Origin of the sequence: Kitasatospora sp. NPDC059160 (assembly GCF_042755465.1) — a bacterium.
GTDB lineage: Bacteria > Actinomycetota > Actinomycetes > Streptomycetales > Streptomycetaceae > Kitasatospora.
On the sequence record NZ_JBHZCN010000043.1, the window covers coordinates 14,480 to 33,522 of the forward strand.

20 protein-coding genes are annotated in these 19,043 nt (G+C 72.7%); 10 read left to right on the forward strand and 10 right to left on the reverse strand.

Annotated elements, in window-relative coordinates:
- Nucleotides 1–170 precede the first annotated feature (170 nt).
- Nucleotides 171–1,421 carry a phosphoserine phosphatase SerB gene (gene serB, locus ACFXOZ_RS19975; RefSeq protein ID WP_375893896.1) on the forward strand — a complete coding sequence of 417 codons (1,251 nt, stop codon included), beginning with the start codon at nt 171–173 and terminating at the stop codon, nt 1,419–1,421.
- Between the two features lie 77 nt (nt 1,422–1,498).
- Here the strand turns inward: serB and ACFXOZ_RS19980 are convergent, their stop codons facing one another.
- From ACFXOZ_RS19980 to ACFXOZ_RS19990, 3 genes are all read right to left on the reverse strand, one after another.
- Nucleotides 1,499–2,026 carry a histidine phosphatase family protein gene (locus ACFXOZ_RS19980; protein WP_375893899.1) on the reverse strand — a complete coding sequence of 176 codons (528 nt, stop codon included), beginning with the start codon at nt 2,024–2,026 and terminating at the stop codon, nt 1,499–1,501.
- Between the two features lie 133 nt (nt 2,027–2,159).
- Nucleotides 2,160–2,282 (reverse strand): SGM_5486 family transporter-associated protein, encoded by a 123-nt coding sequence (locus tag ACFXOZ_RS19985; RefSeq protein WP_375893902.1) that lies wholly within the window; start codon nt 2,280–2,282, stop codon nt 2,160–2,162.
- Nucleotides 2,283–2,357: 75 nt separating this feature from the next.
- Nucleotides 2,358–3,647, reverse strand: a complete 1,290-nt coding sequence (locus ACFXOZ_RS19990) for a CynX/NimT family MFS transporter (RefSeq protein WP_380530834.1) — start codon at nt 3,645–3,647, stop codon at nt 2,358–2,360.
- A 126-nt stretch (nt 3,648–3,773) separates the two neighbouring features.
- Here ACFXOZ_RS19990 and ACFXOZ_RS19995 point away from each other — a divergent pair, with 126 nt between their 5' ends.
- Complete coding sequence (locus tag ACFXOZ_RS19995) at nt 3,774–4,448, forward strand: FadR/GntR family transcriptional regulator (RefSeq protein ID WP_375893905.1); 675 nt, start codon at nt 3,774–3,776, stop codon at nt 4,446–4,448.
- A gap of 95 nt (nt 4,449–4,543) precedes the next feature.
- Here ACFXOZ_RS19995 and fabI read toward each other — a convergent pair whose 3' ends face one another.
- Together fabI and fabG are read right to left on the reverse strand one after the other, a co-directional pair.
- Complete coding sequence (gene fabI / locus ACFXOZ_RS20000; RefSeq protein WP_375893907.1) at nt 4,544–5,311, reverse strand: enoyl-ACP reductase FabI; 768 nt, start codon at nt 5,309–5,311, stop codon at nt 4,544–4,546.
- A 2-nt stretch (nt 5,312–5,313) separates the two neighbouring features.
- Entirely contained in the window at nt 5,314–6,033 is a 720-nt protein-coding gene (gene fabG, locus ACFXOZ_RS20005; protein WP_375893910.1) for a 3-oxoacyl-[acyl-carrier-protein] reductase, read from the reverse strand.
- Nucleotides 6,034–6,363: 330 nt separating this feature from the next.
- Here fabG and ACFXOZ_RS20010 point away from each other — a divergent pair, with 330 nt between their 5' ends.
- The 6 genes from ACFXOZ_RS20010 (at nt 6,364) to ACFXOZ_RS20035 (ending at nt 12,212) form a co-directional block, all read left to right on the forward strand.
- Nucleotides 6,364–7,509: an MBL fold metallo-hydrolase gene (locus ACFXOZ_RS20010; RefSeq protein ID WP_375893912.1), complete on the forward strand. Its 1,146-nt coding sequence runs from the start codon at nt 6,364–6,366 to the stop codon at nt 7,507–7,509.
- Nucleotides 7,510–7,665: 156 nt separating this feature from the next.
- The gene (locus ACFXOZ_RS20015) at nt 7,666–9,219 is read left to right on the forward strand and encodes a TldD/PmbA family protein (RefSeq protein WP_380591783.1); all 1,554 of its coding nucleotides are present in this window, start codon (nt 7,666–7,668) and stop codon (nt 9,217–9,219) included.
- Nucleotides 9,219–10,616 (forward strand): metallopeptidase TldD-related protein, encoded by a 1,398-nt coding sequence (locus tag ACFXOZ_RS20020; protein WP_380530839.1) that lies wholly within the window; start codon nt 9,219–9,221, stop codon nt 10,614–10,616. The genes ACFXOZ_RS20015 and ACFXOZ_RS20020 overlap by 1 nt, the downstream gene beginning before the upstream one ends.
- Nucleotides 10,617–10,648: 32 nt before the next feature.
- A complete protein-coding gene (locus ACFXOZ_RS20025) occupies nt 10,649–11,197 on the forward strand; it encodes an RNA 2'-phosphotransferase (RefSeq protein ID WP_380530851.1) in 549 nt (182 codons plus the stop codon).
- Between the two features lie 145 nt (nt 11,198–11,342).
- Complete coding sequence (locus tag ACFXOZ_RS20030) at nt 11,343–11,726, forward strand: DUF3099 domain-containing protein (RefSeq protein WP_375893917.1); 384 nt, start codon at nt 11,343–11,345, stop codon at nt 11,724–11,726.
- 267 nt (nt 11,727–11,993) lie between these two features.
- Entirely contained in the window at nt 11,994–12,212 is a 219-nt protein-coding gene (locus tag ACFXOZ_RS20035; RefSeq protein ID WP_375893920.1) for a hypothetical protein, read from the forward strand.
- Between the two features lie 176 nt (nt 12,213–12,388).
- Here ACFXOZ_RS20035 and moaA read toward each other — a convergent pair whose 3' ends face one another.
- From moaA to ACFXOZ_RS20055, 4 genes are all read right to left on the reverse strand, one after another.
- Entirely contained in the window at nt 12,389–13,378 is a 990-nt protein-coding gene (gene moaA, locus ACFXOZ_RS20040) for a GTP 3',8-cyclase MoaA (RefSeq protein ID WP_375894020.1), read from the reverse strand.
- Nucleotides 13,379–13,454: 76 nt separating this feature from the next.
- On the reverse strand, nt 13,455–15,074 hold the full coding sequence (locus ACFXOZ_RS20045; RefSeq protein ID WP_380396304.1) for a cation acetate symporter: 1,620 nt from the start codon (nt 15,072–15,074) through the stop codon (nt 13,455–13,457).
- Entirely contained in the window at nt 15,071–15,427 is a 357-nt protein-coding gene (locus tag ACFXOZ_RS20050) for a DUF485 domain-containing protein (protein ID WP_375893924.1), read from the reverse strand. The genes ACFXOZ_RS20045 and ACFXOZ_RS20050 overlap by 4 nt, the downstream gene beginning before the upstream one ends.
- A gap of 266 nt (nt 15,428–15,693) precedes the next feature.
- Nucleotides 15,694–16,737: a zinc-dependent alcohol dehydrogenase family protein gene (locus ACFXOZ_RS20055; protein WP_375893927.1), complete on the reverse strand. Its 1,044-nt coding sequence runs from the start codon at nt 16,735–16,737 to the stop codon at nt 15,694–15,696.
- 145 nt (nt 16,738–16,882) lie between these two features.
- Here ACFXOZ_RS20055 and ACFXOZ_RS20060 point away from each other — a divergent pair, with 145 nt between their 5' ends.
- The gene (locus ACFXOZ_RS20060) at nt 16,883–17,878 is read left to right on the forward strand and encodes a DEDDh family exonuclease (protein ID WP_380396302.1); all 996 of its coding nucleotides are present in this window, start codon (nt 16,883–16,885) and stop codon (nt 17,876–17,878) included.
- Between the two features lie 31 nt (nt 17,879–17,909).
- The gene (locus tag ACFXOZ_RS20065; RefSeq protein ID WP_380530845.1) at nt 17,910–18,713 is read left to right on the forward strand and encodes an SURF1 family protein; all 804 of its coding nucleotides are present in this window, start codon (nt 17,910–17,912) and stop codon (nt 18,711–18,713) included.
- Here ACFXOZ_RS20065 and trxA read toward each other — a convergent pair.
- Entirely contained in the window at nt 18,710–19,042 is a 333-nt protein-coding gene (gene trxA / locus ACFXOZ_RS20070; RefSeq protein ID WP_375893934.1) for a thioredoxin, read from the reverse strand. The genes ACFXOZ_RS20065 and trxA overlap by 4 nt on opposite strands.
- Between the last annotated feature and the right edge of the window lies 1 nt (nt 19,043).

Genomic DNA, 19,043 nt, shown 5'->3' on the forward strand with positions numbered 1-19,043 from the left:
TGACTGACGGGGGGAATCATTCCAGCCCGCCGTCCGCAGGTGAAAGTCACCCCGGGTGACTGTGACCAGGCTGCTACCCGGGGCTGCCGGTCGGGCCGCGGGCACGGGTGTCCCGCGAGGTGGGACAGGTGCCCCCGGCGGGGCGGCCGACCGGTAGCGTGGGAGCCACCATGAACGCATCGCCCCTGGCCGCTGAGCCCCTCCCCGCCGCCCAGCCCCGGACCGCGGACGAGCGCACCCTGCTCGTCAAGGTGTTCGGCAAGGACCGCCCCGGCATCACCGCCGGCCTCTTCGCCACCCTGGCCGGCTTCGGCGTCGACGTCATCGACATCGAGCAGGTCGTCACCCGTGGTCGCATCACGCTCTGCGCCCTGGTCACCCCGCCCCGCTCGCCCGACGCGGAGGGCGGCCTGCGGGCCACCGTGCACCGCTGGGCGGAGGAGCAGAAGCTCCAGGCCGAGATCCTCTCCGGCATCGGCGACAACCGCCCGCGCCGTGAGGGCCGTTCGCACGTGACGGTGCTCGGCCACCCGCTGACCGCGGCCGCCGTCTCCGCGCTGACCTCCCGGATCACCGTGGCGGGCGGCAACATCGACCGCGTCTTCCGCCTCGCCAAGTACCCGGTGACGGCGGTCGAACTGGCCGTCTCCGGTGTGGCCACCGAGGAGCTGCGGGCCGAACTGGCCCAGGAGGCGGCCGCCCAGCGGGTGGACGTCGCGGTGGTGGCCGCCGGGCTGGAGCGCCGGGCCAAGCGCCTGGTGGTGATGGACGTGGACTCCACGCTCATCCAGGACGAGGTGATCGAGCTGTTCGCCGCCCACGCGGGCTGCGAGGAGGAGGTCGCCGAGGTGACGGCGGCGGCGATGCGCGGCGAGCTGGACTTCGCCGAGTCGCTGCGGGCCCGGGTCGCCCTGCTGGCCGGGCTGGACGCCTCGGTGACCGAGAAGGTGCGCGCGGAGGTCCGGTTCACGCCGGGGGCGCGCACCCTGATCCGTACGCTCCAGCGGCTGGGCTTCCAGGTCGCGGTGGTGTCCGGCGGGTTCACCCAGGTCACCGACCACCTGGTGGAGCAGTTGGGGCTGGACTTCGCGGCGGCCAACACCCTGGAGGTGGTGGACGGCAGGTTCACCGGCCGGGTGGTCGGCGAGATCGTGGACCGCGCGGGCAAGGCCCGCTGGCTGGCCCGGTTCGCCGAGCAGGCGAAGGTGCCGCTGTCGCAGACGGTGGCGATCGGCGACGGCGCCAACGACCTGGACATGCTGAACGCGGCCGGGCTCGGGGTGGCCTTCAACGCCAAGCCCGTGGTGCGCGAGGCCGCCGACACCGCGGTGAACGTGCCCTTCCTGGACACCGTGCTGTACCTGCTCGGGATCACCCGCGAGGAGGTCGAGGCGGCCGACGGCGGGCTCTCGGTCGACTGAGGCGTGCCGACGGCCGAGGGGCGCGCGGATCGATCCGCACGCCCCTCGGTGTTCCGCGGCCCGGCCGGGCCCGGAGGTCAGTCCTGCGGCGTGTAGTACGAGACCAGCTCGGCCACGCCCGGCTCGACGCCCTTCCACGAGCCGCCGAAGCTGAGCACCGCGACCGCCGCCGTCGGGAAGCCGCCCAGGCGCAGCCGCTCCAGCGCGTCCGGGTCGCCCGCGTCCCCGGCGAGCACCTGGGTCAGGCCCAGCACCCCGGGGTTGTGGCCGACCAGCACCACGTCCGCGTACTCCTCCGGGGTCTCCTGGAGGACGGCGATGATCTCGCCCGGGCTGGCCTCGTAGATCCGGTCCTCGTACACCGTCCGGCGGGCCCGCTTGGGCAGCTCGTGCGCCGCCAGCTTCCAGGTCTCGCGGGTGCGCAGGGCGGTGGAGCAGAGCACGAAGTCGGGGTTGATGCCGGAGTCGACCAGCCAGCGGCCGGCGTCCGGGGCCTGGTGACGGCCCCGGTCGGCCAGCGGCCGCTCGTGGTCGTCCACGCCGTTCGGCCAGTCGGCCTTGGCGTGGCGGAGAACGATGATCCTGCGGGGCGTGTCGGCGCTCATACCCAGCAAGCTTGGCAGAAAAGCGGGCCGGGGGCGCGATGCTCCCGGTTGCCGCCACTCCCCGGGGTGGCGGGTGCCATCATGCCCCGTCGGCCGGGTGTCACCGGGAGTGCGGCGGCGCTACGGGCGGCGGTCAACCGATCTGGGCGGCGACGGTGGCGATGATCGCCACCAGCACCACGATGCCGCCGAAGAGGAGGGCGATGCGGCCGAGCTGCTTGCGGCCGTCGGTGGGGTTCGGGTCGAGAACGGGCATGTCGGGATTCTCCCACCCCGAACACGCCCGTCCACGGCGGGCCCCACCGCCTTGGCCAGGCCTTGACCTTCCCGGTCAGGCCTTGACCCGCGCGGCGGGCAGGACGGCCTCGTCCTCGATGTGCCGGGCCTGGGCGGCGCGCAGGCCGAACAGCATCTGCGGCACCAGCAGCAGGGCCAGGAAGCCCAGCGGCCAGTACCACTCACCGGTGACGTCGTAGATCCGGCCGATCAGGATCGGGCCCGGGACGGAGATCAGGTAGCCGAGCCCCTGGGCGAAGACGGACAGCTGGGCCACCCCGCCGGCCGTCCGGGCACGCAGCCCGATCATGGTCAGCACCAGCGGGAAGGCGCAGTTGGACAGGCCCACCAGCACGGCCCACACCCACGGCGCCCCGGCCGGGGCGAGCGCCAGCCCGGAGTACCCGGCGATGCCGCAGCAGGCCAGCAGCACCACGAAGATCCGCTGGTCACCGCGCCGGGCGGCCAGGTTGGGCAGCACGAAGGAGACCGGCACGCCGATCACCATGGTGACCGCGAGCAGCACCCCGGAGGTGCCCTTGTCGATGCCGGAGTCCTGGAAGATCTTCGGCAGCCAGCCCATCACCACGTAGGCGCCGGTGGCCTGGAGGCCGAAGAAGCAGGCCATCGCCCAGGCCGTGCGGCTGCGGGTGATCGGCAGCCTGGCGGGGGCGGCGGCGCCGCCGGCCCGCTCGCCGCGCTCGCGCTTGGCGATCAGCAGCGGCAGCCAGAGCAGCAGGGCGAGCGCCCCCAGGGCGGCCCAGCTGCCCAGGCCGTAACGCCAGTCGCCGCCGAGCGAGCTGGTCAGCGGCACGCTGACCAGGGCGGCCAGCGCGGTGCCCGCGGACAGCGCCATGGAGTACAGGCCGATCATCGGACCGACCTTCTCCGGGAAGTACCGCTTGATGACCACCGGCAGCAGCACGTTGGAGACCGCCACCCCAGCCAGGGCGAGCGCGGTGAACAGCAGGAACACCGCCGTACCGCCGGCGAAGGAGCGGGCCAGCACGCCCGCCGTGATGGCGGCCATGCCGGCCGTGATCACGGCGATCGGGCCGATCCGGCGGGCCGCGCTCGGAGCGGCGAGGCCGAACAGCGCGAAGCACAGCGAGGGGACGGCGGTCAGCAGCCCGGCGAGCGTCGGGTTCATCCCGAGGTCGTCGCGGACCTGGTCGAGCAGCGGCCCGAGGCTGGTGACCACGGGGCGCAGGTTGAAGGCGGCGGCGGCGATCGCGACGGCGAACAGCACGCCGAGGTACTTGCCGGGGACGGACGGCCGCTCGGTCTGCGGCCGCTCTCCGCTCCGTGGGGAGGAGGTGGTGGTGGTGTCTGCTGCGGGAGGCATGGGCGCCATCATAGAATGATGGGATGAATTGATGCACCTCGGAATTGGCATGATGTCCCGACCCGTTCGTCCATCAGCCACTTTCCCCCCACGGCCCACCCAACCCCGTAGTCGCTAGGAGTCCCCGTGGCGCTGTCCTCGCCGAGGCGCACCCCGTTGTCCGACCAGGTGATCGCGCAGCTGCGCGCCCAGATCACCTCCGGGGAGTGGCCCGTCGGCTCGCGCATCCCCACCGAGGCCGCCCTGGTCGAGCAGCTGGGGGTGGCCCGCAACACCGTCCGGGAGGCCGTCCGGGCCCTCGCCCACAACGGGCTGCTCGACATCCGCCAGGGCTCCGGCACGTACGTCCTGGCCACCAGCGAGCTGGCCGGGGTGATGCACCGCCGCTTCGCCGACGCCGACCAGGGGCAGGTCGCCGAGCTCCGGGCGGCGCTGGAGACCTCCGCCGCCGGCCTGGCCGCCGCCCGCCGCACCGAGCGCGACCTCGGCCTGCTGGACGCCGCGCTCGAACGGCGCGAGGCCGCCTGGCACTCCGGCGACGCCGAGGACTTTGTCCAGGCCGACGCCGCCTTCCACCACGCCGTGGTGGCCGCCGCCCACAACGACGTGCTGCTGGCCGTCTACTCCGACCTCGGCGAGGTCACCCGCGAGCACCTGCGCAACGACGTCGGCCCCGAGCTGATCGCCGAGCGCTACATCGGCCACCACACCATCCGGGACGCCATCCGGGACGGCGACCCCCAGCGCGCCTCGGTCGAGGCCGGCCGCGCCATCGGCGCCTGCGCGACCGCCGACGCGTAGGCGCGCCCCCGGCGCCCCCGGCGCCCCCGCGACGGAAACGCCACTGCCCGGCGCCCCCGTCGCGGGGGTGCCGGGCAGTGGCGGACAGCAGTCGGTCAGGCGCCGATCGCGTGCAGACCGCCGTCGACGTGGATGATCTCGCCGGTGGTCTTCGGGAACCAGTCCGACAGCAGGGCGACGACGCCGCGGCCGGCCGGCTCCGGGTCGCTCAGGTCCCACTTGAGCGGGGAGCGGTGGTTCCAGGTGTCGGCCAGGTCGCCGAAGCCCGGGATGGACTTGGCGGCCATCGAGCCGATCGGGCCCGCCGAGATCAGGTTGCAGCGGATGTCCCGCTCGCCCAGGTAGCGGGCCAGGTAGCGGTTGGTCGACTCCAGGGCGGCCTTGGCCGGGCCCATCCAGTCGTACTGCGGCCACGCGTACTGGGCGTCGAAGGTCAGGCCGACGACCGAGCCGCCGTCCTGCATCAGCGGCAGCAGCGCCGTGGTGAGCGACTTGAGCGAGTACGCCGAGACGTGCATCGCGGTCGCCACGGACTCCCACGGGGTGTCCAGGAAGTTGCCGCCCAGGGCGTCCTGCGGGGCGAAACCGATCGAGTGGACGATGCCGTCCAGGGTCGGCAGGGTCTCGCGGACCTGCTCGGCGATGCCGGCCAGGTCCTCCGGGCTGGAGACGTCCAGCGACAGCACCTTGACCGGCTTCGGCAGCTTCCTGGCGATGCGCTCGGTCAGGCTCGGGCGGGGGAAGGCGGTGAGGATGATCTCGGCGCCCTGCTCCTGGGCCAGCCGAGCGGTGTGGAAGGCGATGGAGGACTCCATCAGCACACCGGTGATCAGGATCCGCTTGCCCTCGAGGATTCCACTCATGATCAGTGACCCATGCCCAATCCGCCGTCGACGGGAATGACGGCTCCGGTGATGTACGCGGCCTCGTCCGAACCGAGGAACCGCACGGTGGACGCGACCTCGGCGGGCGCCGCGTAGCGGCCCAGCGGCACGCCCGAGACGATCTCCGCGCGGCGCTCGTCGCTGAGCACGGCGGTCATGTCGGTGTCGACGAAGCCGGGGGCGACCACGTTGACGGTGATGTTGCGCGGGCCGAGCTCGCGCGCCAGCGAGCGGGCGAAGCCGACCAGGCCGGCCTTGGAGGCGGCGTAGTTGGCCTGGCCCGGCGAGCCGGAGAGGCCCACCACGGAGGAGATCAGCACCACGCGGCCCTTCTTGGCGCGCATCATCAGCTTCGACGCGCGCTTGACCACCCGGAAGGTGCCGGTCAGGTTGGTGTCCACGACGGAGGTGAAGTCCTCCTCGGACATCCGCAGCAGCAGGGTGTCGTTGGTGATGCCCGCGTTGGCGACCAGCACCTGGACCGCGCCGTGCTTCTCCTCGATCTCGGTGAAGGCGGCGTCGACCTGCGCGGCGTCCGTGATGTCACAGCGCACCGCGAGGACGTCGAACTTCGCGAGGGCCTCGGGCACCTCGCCCGAACGGCTGGTGATGGCGACCTTGTCGCCCGCCTCGGCGAAGGCCTGGGCGATCGCGAGGCCGATGCCCCGGTTTCCTCCGGTGACGAGAACCGAGCGGCTCAACGATCCACCTCTCTCCGTGTCTGAGCGGGTACGTCCGAACGCGTACGCAGTGTGACGCTATCGGGCGGTCGGCGGCGGCGGCGAATCGAGCTCCCACAGCGCCGCACCGGAGGAACTGTCGCAATCCGACAATCCGCGCCCCCGGCGCCCCGCGCCCGCCGGCCGTCCGCCGCAGGCCGGGGCACCGCCGCGAAAGAACGGACCGTGCGGGAACGCTGTGCGGGAACAACGGGGGCGGGCGTGCCCGTTGCCCCCGTGGTGCGGGCCGACCCCGGGGCCGGACGTACCCTTCCCCCGAAGAGTCCCGGCGAGGAAACGAAGGCAGGGCGCATGACCAAGGCACGGCCCGGGAGCACCACCGGACGCGGACGACTGCTCGCCCTCACCGCCCTGGCCGCGGGCCTGGGCGCGACCGCCTGGGCGCTGCGCGACCTGCCGGCGGCGTTCGGGCGCCGCCCCGACGGCGGGCGCGAGGAGCGGGTGCGGGACTCCGCCCAGTACCGCGACGGCGTCTTCCACAACGCGCCCTCGACCCTCGCCCGGGCCGGGAGCGCCCCCAGCGTCGACCGCGACACCGTCCGCCGGATGCTGTTCCAGCGCGAGGGCCGCGTCCCGGCCCACCCGGTGCCCACCGTCCGCCCCGCCGCCGCCCCCGGCCCGGCCGCCGAGGGCGTGGAGATCACCTGGTACGGGCACGCCTCCGCGCTGGTCGAGATCGAGGGCTCGCGGGTGCTGCTCGACCCGATCTGGAGCGACCGCTGCTCCCCCTCCGCCCACGTCGGCCCCAAGCGGCTGCACCCCGTCCCGGTCGAGCTGGAGGAGCTGCCGCCGGTCGACGCGGTGCTGATCTCCCACGACCACTACGACCACCTCGACATGGCGACCGTCAAGCGCCTGGTGCGCAGCCAGTCCGCGCCCTTCGCGGTGCCGCTCGGCATCGGCGGCCACCTGCGCCGCTGGGGCGTCCCCGAGCACCGGATCATCGAGCTGGACTGGGACGAGACCTGCACCCTGGGCGAGCTGGTCCTCACCCTCACCTCCGCGCACCACTTCTCCGGCCGCGGCCTGACCCGCAACACCACCCTGTGGGGCTCCTGGGTGATCGCCGGGCCCACCCGCAAGGTCTTCTACACCGGCGACTCCGGCTACTTCGAGGGCTACGCACGGATCGGCGCGCAGCACGGCCCGTTCGACGCCGCCCTGGTGCAGATCGGCGCCTACGACGCGGCCTGGCCGGACATCCACATGACCCCCGAGGACGCCGTCCTCGCCCACCGGGACCTCACCGCCGGGCTGCTGGTGCCGGTCCACTGGTGCACCTTCAACCTGGGCCTGCACCCCTGGGCCGAGCCGATCGAACGGCTGCTCAAGGAGGCCAAGGCCCAGGCCGTCCCGCTGGCCGTCCCGCGCCCCGGCGAGCGGATCGACGTGGACAACCCGCCGGAGCTGGACGGCTGGTGGGAGTCCGTCTCCTGACGGCCGCGCACGCCCCCGGACCCCCCTGGCCGAAACCGCAACGCACCGGACCAAATGCGCTGGCCGGGAACCCGGTGGAAGGGAAATGATGCGGTGCGGACGCCCCTGTGGCGCCGCACCGCCACCCTCCGCGACCTGGGAGCCCGATTGCCTCCGATCCCTCCGGCCGACAGCGCCGGCGCCGCGCACGGACGCGCCGTCGACCCGCTGTTCCTCGCCCTGCCGCTGCACGCCCTCGCCGACGCCGCCCTCACCCGGGCCCGCGAACTCGGCGCCACCCACGCCGACTTCCGCCTGGAGCGGGTCCGCAGCGCCTCCTGGCGGCTGCGCGACGCCCGGCCGGCCGGCACCTCCGACACCGTCCAGCTGGGCTTCGCCGTCCGGGTGCTGCTGGACGGCGCCTGGGGCTTCGCCGCCGGAGTCGACCTCACCCCGGGGGCCGCGGCGGAGGTCGCCGCCCAGGCCGTCGCGGTGGCCCGGCTCTCCGGCGGGATCAGCCGGGCGGCCGGCTCCGCCGAGCGGGTCGAGCTGGCCGACGAACCCGTCCACGCGGACGTCACCTGGGTCTCCTCGTACGAGGTCAACCCCTTCGAGGTGCCGGACGCCGACAAGACCGCGCTGCTCGCCGAGCGCAGCTCCCGGCTGCTCGCCGCCCCGGGCGTCTCGCACGTCCAGGCGGCGCTGCTGACGGTGCAGGAGAACAAGTTCTACGCCGACACCGCGGGCACCGTGACGACCCAGCAGCGGATCCGGCTCCACTCCGACCTGGAGGCCACCTCGGTCGACGAGCGCACCGGCGCCTTCGACTCGATGCAGACCCTGGCCCCGCCGGTCGGCCGCGGCTACGAGTACCTGACCGGCACCGAGTGGGACTGGGACGCCGAGCTCGCCGAACTGCCCGTCCTGCTGGCCGAGAAGATGAAGGCCCCGAGCGTCCGCCCGGGCCGCTACGACCTGGTCATCGACCCGTCCAACCTCTGGCTGACCATCCACGAGTCGATCGGCCACGCCACCGAGCTGGACCGCGCGCTCGGCTACGAGGCCGCCTACGCCGGCACCTCCTTCGCCACCTTCGACCGACTCGGCAGCCTGCGCTACGGCTCCGAGCTGATGAACGTCACCGGCGACCGCACCGCCGAGCACGGCCTGTCCACCATCGGCTACGACGACGAGGGCGTCGCCACCCAGTCCTGGGACCTGATCCGGGACGGCGTCCTGGTCGGCTACCAACTCGACCGCGGCATGGCCAAGTTGAAGGGCTTCGAGCGCTCCAACGGCTGCGCCTTCGCGGACTCCCCCGCGCACGTCCCGGTCCAGCGGATGGCCAACGTCTCGCTCCAGCCCGCCGTCGACGGCCCGGACACCGCGGGCCTGTTCGCCGGGGTGGAGAACGGCCTCTACATCGTCGGCGACCGCTCCTGGTCGATCGACATGCAGCGCTACAACTTCCAGTTCACCGGCCAGCGCGCCTACGCCATCAAGAACGGCGAACTCGCCGGCCAGGTCAAGGACTTCGCCTACCAGGCCACCACCACCGACTTCTGGGGCTCGATGGCGGCCGTCGGCGGCCCGCAGACCTACCTGCTCGGCGGCGCCTTCAACTGCGGCAAGGCGCAGCCCGGCCAGATCGCGGCGGTCAGCCACGGCTGCCCGTCGGCGCTGTTCCGCAACGTCAACGTGCTCAACACCCAGCAGGAGGCGGGTCACTGATGACCGCGATGCAGCCCCACGAACTCGTCGAGCTGGCCCTCGGCCTGTCCCGCGCCGACGGCTGCGTGGTGATCGCCGACGAGGAGTCCACCGCCAACCTGCGCTGGGCCGGCAACGCCCTGACCACCAACGGCGTCACCCGCGGCCGCCGCCTCACCGTGATCGCCACCGTGGCCGGCGCCGAGGGCACCGCCTCCGGCGTGGTCGCCCGCGAGGCCGTCACCGCCGAGGACGTCGAGGGCCTGGTCCGCGCCGCCGAGGCGGCGGCCCGCGCGGCCGGACCGGCCGAGGACGCCCAGCCGCTGGTCGACGGCCGGCCGTCGTCCCCGGACTTCACCGCGCCGCCCGCGGAGACCTCCATCGAGGTGTTCGAGGCCTTCGGCCCGGCCCTCGGCGAGGCCTTCGCCCGCGCCGCCGCCCAGGGCGAGCTGCTGTACGGCTTCGCCCGGCACGAGATCACCACCAGCTACCTGGGCAGCTCCACCGGCCTGCGGCTGCGCCACGACCAGCCCACCGGCATGGTCGAGATCAACGGCAAGACCGCCGACCTCAGCGGCTCCGCCTGGGTCGGCGCCGGCACCCGGGACTTCACCGACGTCGACGTCCCCGCCCTGCACGCCGAGCTCACCAAGCGGCTCGGCTGGGGCGCCCGCAGGATCGACCTGCCCGCCGGGCGGTACGAGACGCTGCTGCCGCCCGCGGCCGTCGCCGACCTGCTGCTCTGCCTGCACTGGGCCGCCGGCGCCCGGGACGCCGTCGAGGGCCGGTCGGTCTTCTCCCGGCCCGGCGGCGGGACCAGGGTCGGCGACAAGCTCGCCGCGCTGCCGCTGACGCTGCGCGCCGATCCGGACGAGCCCGGCCTGGAGGCCGCCCCGTTCGTGCTGGCGCACCGCACCGGCGGCGACGTCTCGGTCTTCGACAACGGCGCGCCGATCGAGGCCACCGAGTGGATCCGCGAGGGCGTGCTGACCGAGCTGGTCACCAGCCGCCGGACGGCCGGCCTCACCGGCCTGCCGCTGCGCCCGGGCATCGACAACCTGGTGCTGGAGACGGCCGACCAGGAGTCCGCGCCGACCCTGGACGAGATGATCGCCCGCACCGAGCGCGGCCTGCTGCTCACCTGCCTCTGGTACATCCGCGAGGTGGACCCGGCGACGCTGCTGCTCACCGGCCTCACCCGGGACGGCGTCTACCTGGTGGAGAACGGCGAGGTGGTCGGCGCGGTCAACAACTTCCGGTTCAACGAGTCCCCGGTCGACCTGCTCGGCCGGATCACCGAGGCGGGCCGCACCGAGCCCTGCCTGCCCCGCGAGTGGACCGACTACTTCACCCGCACCGCGATGCCACCCGTGCGTGTCGCGGACTTCAACATGAGTTCGGTCAGCCCGGCCTCATAGCCACTGACCAACGGGGGGATGGAAAGAACATGATGGACGAGAAGCGGCTGGTCAGATCGAGCAAGATGCTGTCGCGCATCCTGCGGCACGAGCCGGAGCTGGTGGGGATCACGCTGGACGACTCCGGCTGGGTCCGGATCGACGTCCTGCTCGGCGCCCTCGCGGCGAAGGGCAGGCCGCTCACCAGGCCCGAGCTCGACCACGTCGTGGCCACCAACAACAAGCGCCGTTTCGGCTACTCCCCGGACGGCCTCTCGATCCGCGCCAACCAGGGCCACACGGTGGCGGTCGACCTCGGTCTGACCGCCACCGTGCCGCCGCCGGTGCTCTACCACGGCACCGCCGACCGCCACCTGGCGTCGATCTTCCGCGAGGGGCTGCGCCCGATGACCCGCCGGGACGTCCACCTCTCGGCGGAGACCGAGACGGCCACCCGGGTCGGCGCCCGGCACGGCCGCCCGGTCGTGCTGACCGTCAACGCGGCCGCGATGGCGGCGGCCGGCCACGAGTTCCGGCTCAGCGAGAACGGCGTCTGGCTCACCGACGCCGTGCCCCCGCTCTACCTCTCCCGGCGCTCGTAGACGCTCCTGACGCCGTACGGCTCCCCTATCACGCCCGACCGGGTGGGCCCCGCCCACCCGGTCTCGTCGTCCCGGGCGCCCGGGCGTACCGTGAGGAGGCCGTGCGGAACAGCGCGCGGATGCCTGGACGAGGGCGGTTGGACACATGGGCAAGAGCGCCGGCGGCGGACAGATCCACCGGATCACGGGGGCGCGCAGCAGCCTCTCCGAGGACGTCCGGGGGCGCCAGCGCCGCTACGTCATCTCGATGCTGCTGCGCACCGTCTGCGTACTGCTCGCGGTGGTGCTGTGGAACGTCGAGCGCTGGCTGGCCTTCGGGGCGCTGGCGGGCGGGGTGCTGCTGCCGTACTTCGCGGTGCTGATCGCCAACGCCGGCCGGGAGCGGGCACCGGGCCTGCCGAGCTCCTTCGACTTCCCGTCCGACACCCCGCTGATGCTCGGCCCCGGTGGTACGGGTGGGGCTGGTGCGGCTCCTGGTACAGGACAGGCAAAGCCCTCCGGCACCGGAACGTCACCGAGCGCGGACTGACCGCCCGGTTTACGGGGATTGAGCCGGAATCAGGTCGGCGAAAGCTCAGAAGAAGCTCAGATTAATCATGCAAGACCTCCCCATCCGAGGCCTTCGGCGTGACATACTGCGTACGCGCTCCGCATCCCCCGTCGGAGCGACGGACCGACGCCGGGCGGCTCCCCCCGTGGCTGCCCGGCGTCGCCATGCCCGGATCCGGTCGGGCCCGCGCGGCGTGACAGACTGGCGGTGACCACGCACCCGCCGAACCCCGGAGGACGGCCCCCGATGGACACCCCGCAGACCCCGATCTGCTCCGCCAAGGGCTGCCGGGCGGACGCCCACTGGGTGCTGGTGTGGAACAACCCCAAGCTGCACACCCCGGACCGCCGCAAGACCTGGCTCGCCTGCGAGGAGCACCGCGAGCACCTGTCCCAGTTCCTGGGCGTGCGCGGCTTCCTCAAGGAGGTCGTCGCCTTCGCCGACTGGACCCCGGAAGAGGCCTGAGGCCCGTCCGGCCTAGGGCCTGTCCGGCGGATCTTGGCAGATCAGCGCGCGGCGTTGGGCGCCCGGCTGGGCGTGCGCCCGAGTCGGCTTCGTACTGGACGTACTTGGGCGATTCGGGCGTGCGTCCAGGCGGGATGCCCGGCGTCGCGCGCCTGGCAAGATCCGCCGGACAGGCCCTAACCGCCGATCGCCGACATCGGCCGCTCGGGCTGGTGGAACTCCGGGTCGTCGATCCCGGCCCCGGCCTTCTTTCCCCACATCGCCGCCCGCCACAGCGCGGCCAGCTCCGCGTCGTCCGCTCCCGAGCGCAGCGCGGTGCGCAGGTCCGTCTCCCCGGTCGCGAACAGGCAGTTGCGCACCTGTCCGTCGGCGGTCAGCCTGGTCCGGTCGCAGGCCCGGCAGAACGGCCGGGTGACGGAGGCGATCACGCCGACCCGGCCGGCGCCGCCGTCCACCACCCAGCGCTCGGCGGGCGCCGCGCCCCGGCGCCCGGACGGCTCCGCGGTGAGCGTGAACCGGGCCCGCAGCAGCTCCAGGATCTCCTCCGCGGTGACCATCGACGAGCGGTCCCAGCCGTGCTGGGCGTCCAACGGCATCTGCTCGATGAAGCGCAGCTCGTAGCCCCGCTCCAGGCACCAGGCCAGCAGGTCGGCCGCCTCGTGGTCGTTGACCCCGCGCATCAGCACCGCGTTCAGCTTCACCGGCGCCAGCCCGGCCGCCTCAGCGGCGGCCAGCCCGTCCAGCACGTCCTGGTGGCGCCGGCGGCGGGTGAGGGTGAGGAACACCTCGGGGTCGAGGGTGTCCAGCGAGACGTTGACCCGGTCCAGTCCGGCCTCGCGCAGCGCCGTCGCGGTGCGGGCCAGTCCGATGCCGTTGGTGGTCAGCGACAGCTCGGGGCGCGGCTCCAGCTCGGAGCAGGCGGCGACGATCGCGACCAGACCGGGGCGCAGCAGCGGCTCGCCGCCGGTGAAGCGGACCTCGCGCACGCCCAGGTCGCGCACGGCGAGGGTGACCAGCCGGACGATCTCCTCGTCAGTGAGCAGGTCCGGCTTGGCCAGCCACTGGAGCCCCTCCTCCGGCATGCAGTACGTGCAGCGGAGGTTGCACCGGTCGGTGAGGGAGACCCGCAGGTCGACGGCGCGTCGTCCGAAGGTGTCGAGCAGCACGTGCGTCCCTTCCCGAAAAACCGCCGGCCCGGCCACCGTCACGGCGGGCCGGGCCAGCATAGTCATGCCGGATCGATCAGTGGGCGCCCAGCCCGGTGAGCGAGCGGACCTCCAGTTCAGCGTACTTCGCCGGGTCCGGACGTTCCTTGGACAGCAGGGTGCCGAGCCAGCCGGCCAGGAAGCCGATCGGGATGGAGACCAGGCCGGGGTTCTCCAGCGGGAACCAGTGGAAGTCGGCGTCCGGGAAGAGCGAGTTCTTGGCCCCGGAGAGCACCGGGGAGAACACCACCAGCACCACCGAGGAGACCAGGCCCGCGTAGACCGAGCTGACCGCGCCGGTGGTGGTGAAGCGCTTCCAGAACAGCGAGTAGAGCAGGGTCGGCAGGTTGGCCGAGGCGGCCACCGCGAAGGCCAGCGCGACCAGGGCGGCGGTGCTGAGCTTGCCCGCGTAGAGGCTGAGCACGATGGCGACGGCGCCGATCGCGACGGCGGCCCACTTGGCGGACCGCACCTCCTCCTTCTCGGTCGCCTTGCCGCGCCGGATCACATTGGCGTAGAGGTCGTGGGCGAAGGAGGCCGAGGAGGCCAGGGTGAGCCCGGCGACCACGGCGAGGATGGTGGCGAAGGCGACCGCCGAGATCACCGCGAGCATGATCGCCCCGCCGGTGGTGCCGGCCCCGCCGCCGAGCTGCTCGGCGAGCAGCGGCGCCGCGGTGTTGCCGGAGGGCGTCTTGCCCTCGACGGCCACCATGCCGCTGCGGCCGACCAGCGCGGCCGCGCCGAAGCCCAGCGCCAGGGTCATCAGGTAGAAGACGCCGATGATGCCGATCGCCCAGAGCACGGACTTCCGGGCCGTCTTGGCGGTGGGGACGGTGTAGAAGCGGACCAGGATGTGCGGCAGGCCGGCGGTGCCGAGCACCAGGGCGATCCCGAGGCTGATGAAGTCGAGCTTGGAGGTGTTGGTGGCCCCGTACTTCAGCCCCGGTTCCAGGAAGGCCGAGCCCTTGCCGCTCGCGGAGGCGGCCGCGCCGAGCAGTTCGGAGGGGTTGAAGTGGTACTTGGCGAGCACCAGGACGGTCATCAGCGCGGCGCCGGCGATCAGCAGCACGGCCTTGACGATCTGCACCCAGGTGGTGCCCTTCATACCCCCTATCACCACGTAGATGATCATCAGCGCGCCGACCGCGAGGATGGTCCAGCGCTTGGCGCCCTCCCCGGTGACCCCCAGCAGCAGCGCCACCAGGGCGCCGGCGCCGACCATCTGGGCGAGCAGGTAGAAGATCGAGACCACGATGGTGGAGATCCCGGCCGCGGTGCGCACCGGGCGCTGGCGCATCCGGAACGCGAGCACGTCCGCCATGGTGAACCGGCCGGAGTTGCGCAGCGGCTCGGCGATCAGCAGCAGCGCGACCAGCCAGGCGACCAGGAAGCCGATCGAGTACAGGAAGCCGTCGTAGCCGGTGAGGGCGATGATCCCGGCGATGCCGAGGAAGGACGCGGCGGACATGTAGTCGCCGGAGATGGCCAGGCCGTTCTGGAAGCCGGTGAAGCCGCGGCCGCCGGCGTAGAAGTCGGCGGCGCTGCGGTTCTGCCGCCCGGCCCAGACGGTGATGACCAGGGTGGCCACCACGAAGAGCCCGAACAAGGACATGATCAGACCGCGGTGCTCCGTGGCGGAGCTGGCGAGCGGTGTCATTCGGCGGACTCCCGGGGGGCGTGGACGACGGCTCCGTAGGCCTCGCGGATCGCCGCGGCGGGCGGGTCGATCCGCCGGTCCGCGTAGCGGGCGTACCAGGCGGCGATGACGAAGGTGGTGACGAACTGCAGCAGCCCCAGCACCAGGGCCACGTTGATGTGCCCGACGACCTTGGTGCCCATCAGCCCGGGGGCGTAGCAGGAGAGCAGGACGTAGAGCAGGTACCAGAGCACGAAACCGATGGTGACCGGAAAGGCGAAGCTCCGGAACGAGCGCCGCAGGGTACGGAACTCCTCACTGTCATCGATGAGTTGGACTTCCGTAGCAGTAGTGGTGATCGGCGGCGAATCCACTCTGTCTCCTCACTCCTTCGGCGTAGCGGTCACACGGGGGGACAATTCGAACGTGAGGGACGTCACATTCCTCGTGCGCGCCGCGCAATGCTAGGAGCGTCGTGCCCACCCCGGAAGGGGTTGACCGCGATCAGCCAGTCGTTCACCCTCTCGAACCACCCAATTGGCCGAAAACCACCACTCGCGTCACATCCGGACCGGGGTCACCACAACCGAAAGGGGCGGCACCGTCCAACGGTGCCGCCCCTGTTGACGAAGCGTCAGAATCAGAAGGCGATCCGGACCTTCAGCGCGGACCGCTCGTCCATGGCGCGATAGCCGTCCGGAACGCCGTCCAGATCGACCGTCCGGTCGAAGACCAGACCCGGCTCGATCGCACCGGAGAGCACGTCCGGCAGCAGCTCGGGGATGTACGCGCGGGCCGGGGCCACGCCACCGTTGAGCGAAACGTTTCGGCCGAACATCTGACCGATGTCGACGCCCGCGCTGCCGCCGTGCGGCACGCCCACGTAGCCGACCGCGCCGCCGTCCCGGGTGATCGAGACCGCCGTCCGCATCGACTCCTCGGTGCCGACCGCCTCCAGCACCGCGTGCGCGCCCAGGCCGCCGGTCAGCTCCTTGACGGCCTCGATCGCCGCGTCACCGCGCTCGGCCACCACGTCCGTCGCCCCGAAGCGCCGGGCCAGCTCCGTCCGGGCGGTGTGCCGGCCCAGGGCGATGATCCGGCCCGCGCCCAGCCGGTTCGCCGCGAGCACGCCGCACAGGCCCACCGCGCCGTCGCCGACCACCGCGACCGTCGCGCCCGGGCGCACCCCCGCCGAGACCGCCGCGTGGTGCCCGGTCGCCATCACGTCGGACAGCGCCAGCAGGCCCGGCAGCAGCTTCTCGTCGCCCACCGCCTCCTTCGGCAGCTTCACCAGCGTCCCGTCCGCGAACGGCACCCGCACCGCCTCGCCCTGGCCGCCGTCCGAACCCACCGACCCCCAGAACCCGCCGTGCGGGCAGGACGTCTGGAGGCCTTCGAGACAGAACTCACAGACCCCGTCCGACCAGACGAAGGGCGCGACCACGAAGTCACCCTTGGCGAAGCCCCGGACCTCGGCGCCGACCTCCTCGACCACGCCCAGGAACTCGTGCCCGATCCGCTGCCCGGGCACCCGCTGGGCCACCCCGCGGTAGGCCCACAGGTCGCTGCCGCAGATACAGGCGTTGACCACCCGGAGCACGACGTCCGTCGGCTGCTGGATCACCGGGTCCGGTACCTCTTCGATCCGGATGTCGTTCGGTCCGTGGATCACCGTGGCGCGCATGCGTTCTTCCTCACACAGAACCGGCCCACCGGCCGGAAACGATCTCGACCAGGTGTACGACACCCATGCGGACCACTCTATTCCGGCTACCCCGTCGGAACATTTCGACCGGCCCCGGCCGACTCGCCCCTTATCCTGTTGGACCATGCAACCGATCCAGCCCGAGACGTACGGCGCGCCGCGGACCGCCCCGGTCCCCGCCCAGCGTTCCGCCGCCCCCGCCGAGGGTTTCGCGGTCGTCGACGTCGAGACCACCGGTCTCGGCCGCTCCGACCGCGTCATCTCGGCCGGTGTCTACCAGCTGGACGGCGACGGCGAGGTGACCGACCACTGGTACACCCTCGTCAACCCCGAACGGGACCCGGGCCCGGTCTGGATCCACGGCCTCACCGCCGAGCTGCTCTCCGGCGCGCCGACCTTCCCCGAGATCGCCGAGGAGTTCGCCACCCGCCTGGCGAACCGCGTCCTGGTCGCGCACAACGCGCTGTTCGACTGGAACATGATCTCCCGCGAGTTCTCCCGGGCCGGCCGCAGCGCCCCGGTCGAGCAGCGGCTGTGCACCATGGTCCTCTCCCGCGACCTGCGCCTCCCGCTGCCCAACGGCAAGCTCTCCTCCCTCGCCGCCCACTTCGGCGTCCAGCAGCGCCAGGCCCACAACGCCCTGGACGACGCCCGGGTGCTCGCCGAGGCCTTCCGCCCCAGCCTCCGCCTGGCCCGCACCCACGGCATCCCGCTGCCCTTCCAGACCTGCGTCGCGGTCACCGACCTCGGCGAGGACGAGCCCGCCGCCCCCGGCCGTGGCAACTGGACCGGCGCCCAGTACCGCCAGGCCAAGAAGCGCCCGGCCTGCCCGTACCCCAACCCGGGGCGCTGGGAGGACGGCAAGCCGCTGGTCCAGGGCATGCGGGTGGCCTTCACCGGGGACACCGCCACCGACCGCGAGGTGCTGGAGGACCGCGCCGTCGAGGCCGGCCTGCACATCGCCACCTCCGTCAGCCGGCTCACCAGCCTGCTGGTCACCAACGAGCCGACCAGCTGGAGCGGCAAGGCCCGCAAGGCCCGCGACGTCGGCACCCCGATCGTCACCGAGGACGCCTTCCTCCAGCTGCTGCGCGAGGTCGCCCCGCACCCCGGTGCGTGAGCCCGTTGTGAGGTCGGCGTACCGTTCCCATGTGTACCGTTTTCTGCTGACCCGCCAGTGGCTGATCACCATGCTGATCGCGCTGCTGCTGATCCCCGCGACGATCAAGCTGGGCTTCTGGCAGCTGCACCGCCACGAGGCGCGGGTGGCCCGGAACGAGCTGATCGGCAAGGCCCTCACGGCCTCGCCGGTGCCCTTCGACAGCCTCTCCGCCGCCCCCGGCACCGCCGTACCCTCCGCCCTCACCTGGCGCGCCGTGACGGCCACCGGGCAGTACGACCCGGCACACGAGTTCGTCGTCCGCAAGCGGACCGACGCCAACGGCACCCTCGGCTACTTCGTCCTCACCCCGCTCAAGCTCTCCGACGGCAAGGGCACCGTCCTGATCAACCGCGGCTGGGTCCCCTCCGGCGACGGCGCCACCCAGTACCCGCCCGTCCCGGCCGCCCCGACCGGCGAGGTCACCCTCACCGGCCGGATGCGCGCCGACGAGACCACCGGCAGCAGCGGCGGCTGGGTCAAGGACCGGGCCGGCCTCCCCGACCGCCAGTTCAACCTGATCAACACCGAACAGCAGTCCAAGGAGACCGGCAGCCCCCTCCTCGGCGGCTACCTGGAACTCACCGCCACCACCCCGTCCCCGGCCGACCAGCCGCAGCTGATCCCCGAGCCCAACCACTCCGACATCGGCCCGCACATGGCCTACGCCATCCAGTGGTGGCTGTTCACCGCGATGATCCCGGTCGGTCTCTGGGTCCTCGTCCGCCGCGAGGCCAAGGACCGCGCCAAGCAGGCCGCCGAACCCGAGGTCCCCCTCGACGCCCTCCCGGCTTAGAGCGCGTCCTCCAACTCCCGCAACAACCGCGCCTTCGCCCGCGCCCCCACCACCGACCGCACCGGCTGCCCGTCGCGGAACAGCATCAACGTCGGCATCGACAGCACCCCGTACGCCGCCTGGGTCCGGGGGTTGCGGTCCACGTCGACGCTCACCACCCGGAACCGGTGCGCCTCCTCCCGCGCGACGTCCGCCAGCACCGGCGCCATCATCCGGCACGGCGGGCACCAGTCCGCCGTGAAGTCGACCAGCACCGGCCCCTCCGCCGCCAGCACCTCCACGGCGAACGTCTCGTCCGTCACCGCCGGCACACCCGCGATCTCCACCATC